Genomic DNA, 12,313 nt, shown 5'->3' with positions numbered 1-12,313 from the left:
ACTGCTACCATGGTCGGCGCTGACGAAGCGCCAGCGGCGTGCCAGACTGATTGATCGAGGTTCGCCGTTACACTGACGGCTGTTTTTGTTTCGGAGTAGTCATGTCGCTGTCCAGTGGGCTGATCGCCGTGGTCGCCCTGGCCTATATGGCCATCATGTTCGCTATCGCATTCTATGGCGACCGCCGCAAAACGCCGCTGCCACCGCGCCTGCGTGCCTGGGTGTACAGCCTGTCGCTGGCGGTGTACTGCACCAGCTGGACCTTCTTTGGCGCCGTCGGCCAGGCGGCCGAACAGCTCTGGGCGTTCCTGCCGATCTACCTCGGCCCGGTGCTGTTACTGCTGTTCGCACCCTGGGTGCTGCAGAAGATGGTGCTGATCAGCAAGCAGGAAAACATCACCTCGATCGCCGACTTCATCGCCGCCCGCTACGGTAAATCCCAGTCCCTGGCGGTGGTGGTGGCGCTGATCTGCCTGGTCGGCGTCCTGCCTTATATCGCCTTGCAGCTCAAAGGCATCGTACTCGGCGTCAACCTGTTGATCGGCGCCAGTGCCGACGCCACCGGCAGCCGCGTGCAGGACACCGCGCTGGTGGTGTCACTGGTGCTGGCGTTGTTCTCCATCGTCTTCGGTACCCGCAGCCTGGATGTCACCGAACACCACCGCGGCATGGTCCTGGCGATTGCCTTTGAATCGCTGGTCAAACTCCTGGCATTCCTTGCCGTCGGTGCCTTCGTCACCTTCGGCCTGTTCAACGGCTTCGAAGACCTGTTCAGCAAGGCACAACTGGCCCCGCGCCTGGAAGGTTTCTGGAACGAGACCATCAATTGGCCGTCAATGATCGTCCAGACCGGCGTGGCGATGATGGCGATCATCTGCCTGCCACGGCAGTTCCATGTCACCGTGGTCGAGAACATCGAGCCGCAGGATCTGCGCCTGGCCCGCTGGGTATTCCCGACTTACCTGATCCTCGCCGCGCTGTTCGTGGTGCCGATTGCCCTGGCCGGACAAATGTTGCTGCCGGGTGTGATTCCCGACTCTTACGTCATCAGCCTGCCGCTGGCCGAAGCGCATCCGGCACTGGCATTGCTGGCGTTCATCGGCGGCGCCTCGGCCGCCACCGGTATGGTGATCGTCGAAGCAGTGGCGCTGTCGACCATGGTCTCCAACGACATGCTGCTGCCCTGGTTGCTGCGCCGCAACAACGCCGAGCGCCCCTTCGAAGTGTTCCGCCACTGGATGCTCTCGGTACGCCGGGTGACAATCGTCGTCATCCTCCTGCTGGCCTATGTCAGCTATCGGCTGCTGGGCTCTACCGCAAGCCTGGCGACCATCGGCCAGGTTGCCTTTGCCGCGGTGACACAACTGGCACCGGCCATGCTCGGCGCCCTGTACTGGAAACAGGCCAACCGTCGCGGGGTATTCGCAGGTCTTGCGGCGGGGATCTTCCTCTGGTTCTACACCCTGGTCCTGCCTATTGCCGCCCACAGTGTGGGCTGGTCGCTGGAGCTGTTCCCAGGATTGGCCTGGCTGCACGGCAACCCGCTGAACCTGCCGATCACCCCGCTGACCCAGGGCGTTGTGCTGTCGCTGGCGGGCAACTTCACCCTCTTCGCCTGGGTCTCGATCCTTTCGCGCACCCGCGTGTCCGAGCACTGGCAGGCCGGCCGCTTCATCGGCCAGCAAACCAGCGCCCGCCCCAACAGCCGCTCCTTGCTGGCCGTGCAAATCGCCGACTTGCTTGAACTGGCGGCACGCTTTGTCGGTGAAGAACGCGCGCGGCAAAGTTTCATCCGCTTCGCCTACCGCCAGGGCAAGGGCTTCAACCCCAACCAGAACGCCGACGGTGACTGGATCGAGCACACAGAGCGCCTGCTGGCCGGTGTGCTCGGCACCTCCTCGACCCGTGCCGTGGTCAAGGCGGCCATCGAAGGCCGCGACATGCAGCTTGAGGACGTGGTGCGCATCGCCGACGAAGCCTCGGAAGTGCTGCAGTTCAACCGTGCCCTGCTGCAAGGCGCGATCGAGAACATCAGCCAGGGCATCAGCGTGGTCGACCAGAACCTGCTGCTGGTGGCCTGGAACCGCCGCTACCTGGAACTGTTCAACTACCCCGACGGCCTGATCAGCGTCGGCCGGCCGATTGCCGACATCATCCGCTACAACGCCGAACGCGGTCTGTGCGGCCCCGGCGAAGCCCAGGTGCATGTGGCCCGCCGCCTGCACTGGATGCGCCAAGGCCGTGCGCATACCTCCGAGCGACTGTTCCCCAACGGCCGGGTCATCGAACTGATCGGTAACCCGATGCCTGGCGGCGGTTTCGTCATGAGTTTTACCGACATCACCCCGTTCCGCGAAGCCGAACAAGCCCTCAAGGACTCCAACGAAGGCCTTGAACAACGGGTCGCCGAACGTACCCAGGAGCTGTCGCAACTGAACCAGGCGCTGACCGAAGCGAAAAGCCATGCCGAGGCCGCCAACCAGTCCAAGACCCGCTTCCTGGCCGCTGTCAGCCACGACCTGATGCAACCGCTGAACGCTGCCCGACTGTTCTCTGCCGCCCTCTCCCACCAGGGCGACGGACTGTCGGCAGACGCCCAGCAACTGGTCCAGCACATGGACAGCTCACTGCGTTCGGCCGAGGAGCTGATCAGCGACCTGCTCGATATCTCGCGCCTGGAAAACGGCAAGATTACTCCCGACCCGAAACCCTTCGCCCTCAACGAGCTGTTCGACACCCTCGGCGCCGAATTCAAGGTGCTGGCCCAGCAACAGGGCCTGGATTTCCGCCTGCGCGGCAGCCGCCTGCGGGTGCACAGCGACATGAAACTGCTGCGGCGGATCCTGCAGAACTTCCTGACCAACGCCTTCCGTTACGGCAAGAGCCCGATCCTTCTGGGCGTACGCCGCAACAACGGCAAGCTGTGGCTGGAAGTCTGGGACCGCGGCCCGGGCATTGCCGACGACAAGCTGCAAGTGATCTTCGAAGAGTTCAAACGCCTGGACAGCCACCAGACCCGCGCCGAAAAAGGCCTGGGCCTGGGCCTGGCGATCGCCGACGGCCTGTGCCGGGTGCTCGGCCATTCCCTGGAAGTGCGCTCCTGGCCCGGCAAAGGCAGCGTGTTCCGCGTCAGCGTGCCACTGGCCACGACGCCGGCTGTGGCCGTCGTCACCCCGGCCGAGCAAGCCGGGCAGCCACTGGCAGGGATGCAGGTACTGTGCGTCGACAACGAAGACAGCATTCTGGTCGGCATGAACAGCCTGCTCAGCCGCTGGGGTTGCCAGGTCTGGACCGCGCGCAACCGTGAGGAGTGCGATGCCCTGTTGAACAAGGGTATGCGTCCGCACCTGGCATTGGTCGACTACCACCTGGACGATGGCGAAACCGGTACCGAACTGATGGCCTGGCTACGCACGCGCCTGGGCGAACCGGTGCCTGGCGTGGTGATCAGCGCCGATGGGCGCAGCGAGACGGTCGGCCAGGTGCATGCCGCCGGCCTCGACTACCTGGCCAAGCCGGTCAAGCCGGCGGCCTTGCGCGCCCTGCTCAATCGGCATCTGAGCCTGGTCCAGTAAGGGCGCTGGCGGCCAGCGGGTCGCCTTCGCTCATGGCCCGTTCCAGCAAGTCGGCCGGCAGGCTCTTGCTGGCGCGGGCCCCGAGCAACTTGAGCTGTTCGCTACGGCTGATCAGGTTGCCGCGGCCCTCACAGAGTTTGTTGCGCGCGGCGCTGTAAGCTTTATCCACCTGCTGCAGGCGATTGCCCAGCTCGTCCAGGTCCTGGATGAACAACACGAACTTGTCGTACAGCCAGCCCGCACGCTCGGCGATTTCCCGGGCATTCTGGCTCTGGCGTTCTTGCTTCCACAGGCTGTCGATCACCCTCAGGGTCGCCAGCAAGGTGGTTGGGCTGACGATGACGATCAGCCGGTCGAAGGCTTCCTGGAACAGGTTCGGCTCAGCCTGCAGCGCTGCGGAAAACGCCGCCTCGATCGGCACGAAGAGCAGGACGAAATCCAGGCTGTGCAAGCCTTCCAGGCGGTTGTAATCCTTGCCCGACAATCCTTTGACATGGTTGCGCAACGACAGCACGTGCTGCTTGAGCGCCGCCTGGGCGATCTCGCTGTCGTCAGCGGCAACATACTGCTGATAAGCGGTCAGGCTGACCTTGGAGTCGACCACCACCTGCTTGTCACCCGGCAACATGATCAGCACATCCGGCTGAAAGCGCTCGCCGTCAGCACTTTTGAGGCTGACCTGGGTCTGGTATTCGCGGCCCTTTTCCAGCCCCGCGTGCTCCAGCACCCGCTCGAGGATCAGCTCGCCCCAGTTACCCTGGGTCTTCTGGCCCTTGAGCGCCTGGGTCAGGTTGGTGGCCTCATCGCTCAGGCGCAGGTTGAGTTGCTGCAGGCGCTCCAGCTCCTTGGCCAGGGAGAAGCGCTCGCGGGCTTCCTGCTGGTAGCTGTCTTCAACCCGCTTTTCGAACGCTTGGATGCGCTCCTTGAGCGGGTCGAGCAATTGCCCCAGGTGTTGCTGGCTGGTCTGGGCAAAGCGTTGCTCACGCTCGTCAAAAATCTTGGTCGCCATTTCCGCGAACTGGGCGCGCAGCTCATCCCGAGAGCCCTGAAGATCGTCAAGGCGCTGCTGATGGCTTTCCTGCTGTTCACGCAGCTCGGCGCTCAGGGCCGCGCTGTGGGCATCCAGACGGCGTAATTCGGCCTCGCGGGCGCTGCGTTCGATCTGCCAGGCATGGGCAGCGTCACGGGCGTTGTCACGGTCGATCTGCAGCAACTCCAGCTCACGGGCCTGCGCGGCCAGCGTCGCCTGCTTGGCCGCATTGGCCTGGCTCAGGTCACTGATTTCGTCGCGACTGGCGTCGAGCTGGGCGAGCAAGCCTTCCTGGGCCATCTGCGCGCTACCCAGACGCTCCTCGAACAAGGCCGCCTGCGCTTCACGGGCGGCCTGCCGCCGTTGCTGGGCAAATACCCATCCCAGGCTCGGCACTGCGGCCACCATGATACCCAGCACAATGCTGGTCAGATCCAACGCCATTACCACCCGAATACCCCCAGCTGAAATCAACGGCTGAGCTTATCAGCCTTGCCGCTGTACTGCAGTCAAGCGTCTGGCAGCTGTTTGAGCAAACGCCGGGCTTCCTGGGAGCCTTGGGACGCCGCCAGCTCCAGCCAGTAACGCGCTTGCTCGGGTTCGTTGATCTGCGCCTGAGCACACAAGCGGCCGTATTCGAGCTGGGCACGCCGGTCCCCGGCACGCGCGGCCTGACGCAGCAGGTCGTGGCCGATACGCCGATCGCGGGCATTGCCGCAATCACGACAGAGCATCTGCCCCAGACGGCTTTGCGCGACCACCACGCCCTGACGTGCAGGTTGCTTGAGCAAGCGCCCGGCAAAATGCTTGACGTTGGGGTTGTCACCCAGGCGCGGATTGTCGAGCAGCCACAAAGCGACCTTCAAGGTGAAGCGCTGGGGCTCTGGCAAGGGCGGTGGAGCGGAAGAAATGGCGGGGATTCTGGCGCGAAACTTCATAACCAACAGCGAAGGCAACTCGAGAGGCGCGCCACTCTACTCCATTTTTCCGACAATGGCCCGAGCCCTTTCGATACTTTTTTCAAAATATTTCTGTGTTTATTTATTGACGCCGGTTGCGGAATTTTCTTCTGACAGAAGTCCACGCTCTGATTGTCGGACACATCGGAAAAAGCTGGCACGCCCGTCCTAGAGCAAGCGCTCGGGACAATCCACAGAAGCTGTGGATAACTCGGTGGACAACCCCCTCCAGGACCCCGCAAACCCCCATGAAATGGGGCTTTGGCTCAAACTGTCGATTTTTTCACCAGCTAAAATAAGTGTTTTTTTTCATTGACTTAAGCTTACGGTCAAGTCATTGGCGGGCCCATCAGGTGCTGTTGCAGCGCTGTAACATCGATTGCGCCAAGTGTGCACAACCGCCCCAAAGGAAGGCAGTTCGCTGCACGAATTTGGCAAGTTCCCTGCCTCTGCGCCCTTCTGCCAGGTCTTCACAGATGGCAAAAAACGCGAGATACTGGTCGGCTCCTCTGATGAAAAGCCATCAACCCTTGTCAAGACCCGGCCATTGCTGTAGTCTTGCGACCGTTAGTACCAAGCTGAAAGTCAATTCTGGCCAAAGCAGTCCTTACAGCGCCCTGCCCACCTTGGACCAGCGCCTGTTGAAACAAGGACCGGCCCACTTGATGGTTCCCAGGTAAATCACTTCTTACTCTGACCGAACCAACCTGCAGATTGATCAGGATCTTCACCCCGTGGCATAGAACCTCGACCCGGTGTGCTGCCTGCCCTCTGACGTACCTACCAGTCAGCCCCAGCGCCACATGATAAATGCGCCCAAAACTGGCTGCCCTGTTCCAGTCAGGTTCTTCGCCCGGACTAAATCCCGGCGTTACTGGAACGTTTTAAGTGTGCACGGATCGAAACCGTGTCTATTGCAGGAACATCTAATAACTATGACTCACTCTATCCATACTCAGGCTGCGATTCGCACCCTTTCCCAGGCATTTGCCCCATTGAACTGCTTGATCCTGGCGTCGCGCAAAGGCGGCTTCAGCTTCACCCTGGTCAACGAGCACGGCATTGCCCGCCACAGCGAGCGCCTGTACCCCGAGCAGTACAGCCAGTCCGAGCCGCTGCAAGCGGTCATCGAGCGCACCCGTCAGGCCCTGGTTGCCTGACCCCGCTACGCTGCAACAGCTCAAGCCCCGCCCTCTCGCGGGGCTTTTTTATGCGCGCCACCTCAGTAGGAACGGGCTAGCCCAGCGATTGCGGACTGTCAGACACATCGCATCGCGGGGCAAGCCCGCTCCCACAGCAAGCCCCTCTCCGGCATCCAGCCCTAATCACCCCACGGCATATGATTTATAACCAAAAGCTGCAAATGTTTTAAAAACAGACCTTTACACCGCGAATATGACACTACACTTCAACTCAAGCGGCATAGGCCGCTTCCGGCGGGCCTGACCGACTCTCCAGCTGCCAAGCTCCAGCGTCCGCCGGCCAAATTCAAGTTCGAGGGCATTATGGGTATCGCCGCGAGCGAGTTGAGCCAGTTTGTCATCCGCCCGACTCTGATCTACCTGGGCCGTCACAGCCCAAGCGCTGAAGCTCTATTACTAGGCATTGCCGCCAGCCAGTCAGCACTCGGCTCAGCCCTGCATGATCGCCGCGGCCACGGCCTCTACCGTATCGGCGAACTCCGCCACCAAAGCATCTGGGACCAGTTTCTGGCCCGCGACCCGGAACTGGCCAGCCTGGTCCGCGGCCTGGCCAGCCAGCATGCGTTCCTCAGCGGCCCGCACCTGGAACTGACGGTCAACCTGCGTTACGCCACCGCCATCGCCTGGATGCTCATTGAAGAACAAGCCCCTAAACTCCCCGCTGCCGACGATCTACTCGGCCTGGCACGCATCTGGCGCCAGACCTTCCAGCCCCAGGGACGCCTGCGCGATTTCACCTGCGCCTGGCAAACCTGCATCGCGCCTGTGACTCTTGAAGCCTGCTGATAGTCACTGAACTCCACATTCGGAAAACTCCCACCAATCTGGTCGGATTGTCCTACAAAACCGCTCTATCTCCTGCGATACAGCCTATAGCGCTGTGGGCGAAATGTTGGTAGTTTTCGCCCCGGAGATCTCAAGGAGTTCTAATAATGAAAAAAGTAATGCTCAAAACCTCTCTCGGCCTCGCCGTCACTCTCGCCTCGACTCAACTGTTCGCCAGCGGCTTTGCCCTCAACGAACAGAGCATCAGCGGCATGGGCACAGGTTTCGCGGGTCGTTCTTCTTCTGCCGATGATGCCAGCACCGTATTCGGCAACCCTGCCGGTATGTCGCGCCTGAAACGCGAGCAAGTCACCGTGGGTGGCGCAGCCATTTTTGCCAAAACCGACATCAAGGACGGTCGTGGCACCTTTGGCGGCAGCAACGACGGCGACATGGTTCCGACCGTCGGTGTTCCAATGGGCTTCTACGTCAAGCCAATCGATGAACACTGGGCTTTCGGTATCGGTATGTATGTACCGTTCGGCCTGGTCACCGACTATGAAAACGGCTTTGCCGGCCGTTACTTCGGCAGCAAGAGCGAAGTCCAGATCGTCACCCTGCAGCCAACCATCAGCTATGCCTTCAACGACAAGGTTTCGATCGGTTTTGGTCCAACCATCAACCGTATCGACGGTACCCTGGAATCTGCAGCGCTGAACCGCCGCAGTCCAGTTCCAGGCACCAATGACGGCAAAGTGAAGATCTCCGGTGACGACACCGCTATCGGTTACAACATCGGTATCCTGGTGCAGGCAACCGACAGCACGCGCGTCGGCCTGACCTACCACTCGATGGTCGATTACAAACTCGAAGGCGACACCAAGATTTCCGGCTCCGGCTTCGGCCCGTTCAGCGGCAGCAAGTTCGACGCCACGTTGAAAATCAAGACCCCGGAATCGGTCGACTTCTCGGTTACCCACGAGCTGAATGCCGACTGGACGCTGTACGCCGGTAGCACCTGGACCCGTTGGAGCCGCCTGGAAGCCATCACCGTCAACAACGAGGGCGTCCCGGGCGCATTGGCACCAGCCCTTGGCCAGATTAGCGAAGAGCAGAACTGGCATGACACCTGGGCTCACGCCATCGGTGCGGCCTACAAGCTGAACAAGGAATGGACCCTGCGCGCTGGCTTCAGTGTCGACCAGGCGCCAACCAACAACGCAAACCGCTCGCCACGTATTCCGACTGGCGACCGCAAGGTGTTCAGCCTGGGTGCTGGCTGGAGCCCGAACGATGACATGACCATCGATGTGGCCTACTCCTACCTGATGGAAGAAGACGTCAAGATCAATCAGCGCACCTCGCTGAGCGACCCTGCCCACTTCAAAGGCTCCTACAGCGCCAAGTATGAAAACAGCGCTCACGGTCTCGGTGCTTCCCTCACCTACCGTTTCTGATTTCATCCTGCTGTAAAAAAAACCGCCTTCGGGCGGTTTTTCATTCTCGTTCGCCCGCCGGCCAGGCACTGCCCAGACACGCCTGCAGATACTCCATGAACACCCGCACCTTGGGCGTCATGGCAAAACGGTCGGCCACACACAGATAGATATCCATTGGCTCGGTCTGGGCATACGCCTGGCTGGGCTGTGAGTATTCGAACAGCGCCACCAGCTGCCCGCGCTCGATATAGGGACGGGCGACGAATTCGGCAAGACGTGCAATACCGCCATGATTGACGGCCATCTGGGTCAGCACATCGATGTCGTCGCTGATCAACACATCATCAAACTCGGCATCAAAGCGCAGACCATCGCGAACAAACCCCCAACGCAGAAAGCGCCCGTCCACCGGGTAGCGAAACACCAGGCAACGATGCTCTTTGAGCTGCTCCGGCGCACCTGGCCAGCCGGCCTGAGCCAGATAGTCCGGTGAGGCACAGCAAATGAACGGCACCCGGGCAATGCGCCGCGCCAGCAGGCCATCATCCAGCTGCGGCTTGATTCGGATACTGACTTCAACACCTTCCTGGGCATGATTGACACGTCGATCATTCGTAACCAGTTCAATCGAAAGCTGCGGATAGCGGGCACTGAACCCCGGAATCAATGGCGCCAGCACATGACGGCCGAATGCCGAAGACGAGGCGATACACAAACGCCCCTTGGGCTCGCAGTCAGGTGTGGTAACTGCCAGGTGCGCCTGCTCAAGGTCACGCTCTATGTGTTTGACCTTCTCGTAGTAAAGCGTGCCACTGGGCGTCAAGGCCATGCTCCGAGTGGTCCGCGATAACAGCCGGACCTCGAGGTACGCCTCCAGGCGTGCAATGTTCTGGCTGACCGCCGCTGCACTCAAACCCAGGGTTCTGGCGCCACCGGCAATGCTCCCGGCTTCGACAACCTTGATGAAGCTCTTGATCGAGCCGAGCAGATTCATGCGGATCAGTCCGAGATTCGTAAGATTCTCTTTATAAAGACCTAAGCCGAACCCGTCTACCTGGCCCGCTGTTGCGCTTGCTAGGCTGCGCCCTCCACATCACGCAAGGAGTCCGCATGACAACCCGCAACGCCACCCGTAGCCGCCGCAAACTTGGTGCCCGCGCCACCCCTTACGTGTTCGCCTTCTATATGTCGGCGATCATGGCCTTGCTGATGTGCTTCGTGATCACCGCCGCCACCGCCGGCGTCGACGCGCACTACCTGAGCAAGGTGCTCAAGGCCTATCAACTGGCCATGCCGGTCGCGTTTGCCTGCGTCCTGGTGGTACGCCCGATCGTGCTCAAGCTGGTGGCCTGGACCGTTCACCCTGGCCACTGAAACCGCAGGTTACGGCTGCGAAGCGATGGCCTTCTCGATAGCAGCGGTGAACTCGGGATCATCCGGCTTGGTCAGGCTGGAGAAGCTGGCGACTACCTTGCCCTTGCGATCGACCACGTACTTGTAGAAATTCCACTTCGGTGCGCTGCTCTGCTCGGCCAGCTCCTTGAACAACGGTGTCGCATCGCTGCCACGCACCGGCTGCGGCTTGGTCATGGTGAAGGTCACGCCATAATTGGCGTAGCAGACCTTGGCGGTCTTCTCGATGTCGGCGTCTTCCTGCTTGAAGTCGTTGGACGGCACCCCGAGCATTTCCAGGCCTTGCCCGTGATAGGTTTTGTAGACGCTTTCAAGCCCCTCGAACTGCGGGGCGAAGCCACAGTAGCTGGCGGTGTTGACCACTACCAGCGGCTTGCCGGCAAAACGCTCACACAGGTCGACCTGCTCCTTGCCGCGCAATTCCGGCAGGCTACCCTGCTTTTCAAGCAGCGCCGGACAGTCTGCGGCCTGCGCTGACGTCGCAGCCATCAGGGTGAACAGTGGAACCAAAATCCAGCGTGTACGCATCGTCGTCTCTCCTTTGAGCCCGCCTATAGCATGCAGAATACGCTTAGCACACGCCCATGCCCAACTGCATCAACGCCAGACCACCCTCATGCCAGCCCCACCAGATCAGGGCCAGCAGCAGTAACGCGACCAGGGCCAGCAGCCCGCGCAGGGCAAAGCGGTTCATGCCGCTTGCGCCTGCAGTCGCGCTACAGGGCGTTCGCGCACCGGCCAGTTAAGTGCCGCCGCCAACAGGCTGAGCAGGATCGAGATCTGCCAGACCAGATCGTAATTGCCGGTCTGGTCGTACACCACGCCACCCAGCCAGCCACCGAGGAACGCTCCCAGTTGGTGGAACAGGAAGACAATACCGCCGAGCATCGACAGGTTGCGCACACCGAACAGGGTCGCCACCGTGCCATTGGTCAGCGGCACCGTCGACAGCCACAGCAAGCCCATGGCGATACCGAACAGGTAGGCACTGAACTGGGTGACCGGCGCCCACAGGAACAGCACGATGACCACCGCGCGCAACAGATACAGCGCGGTCAGCAGGCGCGGCTTGGACATCCGCCCACCCAGCCAGCCGGCGGTGTAGGTGCCAACGATATTGAACAAGCCCACCAGCGCCAGCACCGTGGTGCCGATGGTTGCCGGCAGGTGCTGGTCGACCAGATAGGCCGGCAGGTGCACGCCGATGAACACCACCTGGAAGCCACAGACAAAAAAGCCTAGCGCCAGCAACCAGAAACCGGAGTGCGAGCAGGCCTCGCGCAGCGCCTGGCCCAGGCTCTGTTCGACACCCTGGCTGGGCAGTGGACGATCCTTCAGCAAGCCCACCAGCGGCACGATGAACGCCACCAGCAGGCCCAGCACCAGCAACGCTGCCGACCAGCCCAGCCAGCCAATCAGGCCGAGCGTACCCGGGAGCATGGCGAACTGGCCGAACGAGCCTGCGGCACTGGCAATACCCATGGCCATGCTGCGCTTTTCAGCCGGCACGGCACGTCCGACCACGCCAAGGATCACCGAGAACGAGGTACCGGAAAGGCCAATACCAATCAGCAGGCCGGCGCTCAAGGACAGGGTCAGCGCCGAATCCGACATCCCCATCAGTACCAGGCCTACTGCATAGAGGATACCGCCGACCATCACCACTTTTGCCGCCCCCAGGCGATCGGCCAGGGCCCCGGCGAAGGGCTGCGCCAGGCCCCAGATCAGGTTCTGCAAGGCAATAGCGAAGGCGAACACTTCACGCCCCCAGCCAAATTCCGCGCTCATCGGCGCCAGGAACAGGCCGAAGCCATGCCGCACGCCCAGCGAGAGCGCCAGGATCAACGCCGCTCCCAGGAGAATCCAACCACTGGTCCGCCATACCGATGTCATTATTGTTTTCTCCACAGCGCCGCAAGGTTATACGGGT

11 protein-coding genes are annotated in these 12,313 nt (G+C 61.4%); 5 read left to right on the top strand and 6 right to left on the bottom strand.

Going from position 1 to position 12,313, the window contains the following annotated elements; genetic code table 11:
- Positions 1–101: 101 nt before the first annotated feature.
- On the top strand, positions 102–3,575 hold the full coding sequence (locus ACVI9W_RS18780) for a hybrid sensor histidine kinase/response regulator (protein ID WP_461530793.1): 3,474 nt from the start codon (positions 102–104) through the stop codon (positions 3,573–3,575).
- On the opposite strand, the gene ACVI9W_RS18775 is transcribed toward ACVI9W_RS18780, so the two are convergent.
- Both ACVI9W_RS18775 and ACVI9W_RS18770 read right to left on the bottom strand, forming a co-directional pair.
- On the bottom strand, positions 3,547–4,935 hold the full coding sequence (locus ACVI9W_RS18775) for a DNA recombination protein RmuC (protein WP_461531846.1): 1,389 nt from the start codon (positions 4,933–4,935) through the stop codon (positions 3,547–3,549). The genes ACVI9W_RS18780 and ACVI9W_RS18775 overlap by 29 nt on opposite strands.
- Positions 4,936–5,114: 179 nt before the next feature.
- The gene (locus ACVI9W_RS18770) at positions 5,115–5,543 is read right to left on the bottom strand and encodes a tetratricopeptide repeat protein (RefSeq protein WP_157191551.1); all 429 of its coding nucleotides are present in this window, start codon (positions 5,541–5,543) and stop codon (positions 5,115–5,117) included.
- Between the two features lie 956 nt (positions 5,544–6,499).
- Between ACVI9W_RS18770 and ACVI9W_RS18765 the strand changes: the two genes are divergently transcribed.
- The 3 genes from ACVI9W_RS18765 (at position 6,500) to ACVI9W_RS18755 (ending at position 8,988) form a co-directional block, all read left to right on the top strand.
- The gene (locus ACVI9W_RS18765) at positions 6,500–6,724 is read left to right on the top strand and encodes a hypothetical protein (protein WP_038608173.1); all 225 of its coding nucleotides are present in this window, start codon (positions 6,500–6,502) and stop codon (positions 6,722–6,724) included.
- A gap of 345 nt (positions 6,725–7,069) precedes the next feature.
- Complete coding sequence (locus tag ACVI9W_RS18760) at positions 7,070–7,552, top strand: hypothetical protein (RefSeq protein ID WP_038608171.1); 483 nt, start codon at positions 7,070–7,072, stop codon at positions 7,550–7,552.
- Between the two features lie 146 nt (positions 7,553–7,698).
- Positions 7,699–8,988: an OmpP1/FadL family transporter gene (locus ACVI9W_RS18755; protein WP_461530792.1), complete on the top strand. Its 1,290-nt coding sequence runs from the start codon at positions 7,699–7,701 to the stop codon at positions 8,986–8,988.
- Between the two features lie 40 nt (positions 8,989–9,028).
- Here ACVI9W_RS18755 and ACVI9W_RS18750 read toward each other — a convergent pair whose 3' ends face one another.
- Complete coding sequence (locus ACVI9W_RS18750) at positions 9,029–9,964, bottom strand: LysR family transcriptional regulator (protein ID WP_461530791.1); 936 nt, start codon at positions 9,962–9,964, stop codon at positions 9,029–9,031.
- 116 nt (positions 9,965–10,080) lie between these two features.
- Between ACVI9W_RS18750 and ACVI9W_RS18745 the strand changes: the two genes are divergently transcribed.
- Positions 10,081–10,344: a DUF2798 domain-containing protein gene (locus ACVI9W_RS18745; protein WP_157191543.1), complete on the top strand. Its 264-nt coding sequence runs from the start codon at positions 10,081–10,083 to the stop codon at positions 10,342–10,344.
- Between the two features lie 9 nt (positions 10,345–10,353).
- On the opposite strand, the gene ACVI9W_RS18740 is transcribed toward ACVI9W_RS18745, so the two are convergent.
- The 3 genes from ACVI9W_RS18740 to ACVI9W_RS18730 are packed head-to-tail and all read right to left on the bottom strand — an operon-like array spanning position 10,354 to position 12,276.
- On the bottom strand, positions 10,354–10,911 hold the full coding sequence (locus ACVI9W_RS18740; protein WP_461530790.1) for a glutathione peroxidase: 558 nt from the start codon (positions 10,909–10,911) through the stop codon (positions 10,354–10,356).
- Between the two features lie 43 nt (positions 10,912–10,954).
- A complete protein-coding gene (locus tag ACVI9W_RS18735) occupies positions 10,955–11,077 on the bottom strand; it encodes a hypothetical protein (RefSeq protein WP_257011861.1) in 123 nt (40 codons plus the stop codon).
- A complete protein-coding gene (locus ACVI9W_RS18730) occupies positions 11,074–12,276 on the bottom strand; it encodes an MFS transporter (protein ID WP_191832869.1) in 1,203 nt (400 codons plus the stop codon). Before ACVI9W_RS18730 ends, ACVI9W_RS18735 begins: the two co-directional genes overlap by 4 nt.
- Between the last annotated feature and the right edge of the window lie 37 nt (positions 12,277–12,313).

The organism is Pseudomonas sp. 210_17 TE3656 (assembly GCF_054821965.1).
The sequence above is the reverse complement of the archived record's forward strand: the minus strand, read 5'-3'. Positions and strand labels throughout refer to the sequence as shown.

Bases quoted from the DNA above. Each gene is read 5' to 3' on its own strand.
- ACVI9W_RS18780 (WP_461530793.1), top strand. From the start codon at position 102: ATGTCGCTGTCCAGTGGGCTGATCGCCGTGGTCGCCCTGGCCTATATG.
- ACVI9W_RS18770 (WP_157191551.1), bottom strand. From the start codon at position 5,543: ATGAAGTTTCGCGCCAGAATCCCCGCCATTTCTTCCGCTCCACCGCCC.
- ACVI9W_RS18765 (WP_038608173.1), top strand. From the start codon at position 6,500: ATGACTCACTCTATCCATACTCAGGCTGCGATTCGCACCCTTTCCCAG.
- ACVI9W_RS18760 (WP_038608171.1), top strand. From the start codon at position 7,070: ATGGGTATCGCCGCGAGCGAGTTGAGCCAGTTTGTCATCCGCCCGACT.
- ACVI9W_RS18755 (WP_461530792.1), top strand. From the start codon at position 7,699: ATGAAAAAAGTAATGCTCAAAACCTCTCTCGGCCTCGCCGTCACTCTC.
- ACVI9W_RS18750 (WP_461530791.1), bottom strand. From the start codon at position 9,964: ATGAATCTGCTCGGCTCGATCAAGAGCTTCATCAAGGTTGTCGAAGCC.
- ACVI9W_RS18745 (WP_157191543.1), top strand. From the start codon at position 10,081: ATGACAACCCGCAACGCCACCCGTAGCCGCCGCAAACTTGGTGCCCGC.
- ACVI9W_RS18740 (WP_461530790.1), bottom strand. From the start codon at position 10,911: ATGCGTACACGCTGGATTTTGGTTCCACTGTTCACCCTGATGGCTGCG.
- ACVI9W_RS18735 (WP_257011861.1), bottom strand. From the start codon at position 11,077: ATGAACCGCTTTGCCCTGCGCGGGCTGCTGGCCCTGGTCGCGTTACTG.
- ACVI9W_RS18730 (WP_191832869.1), bottom strand. From the start codon at position 12,276: ATGACATCGGTATGGCGGACCAGTGGTTGGATTCTCCTGGGAGCGGCG.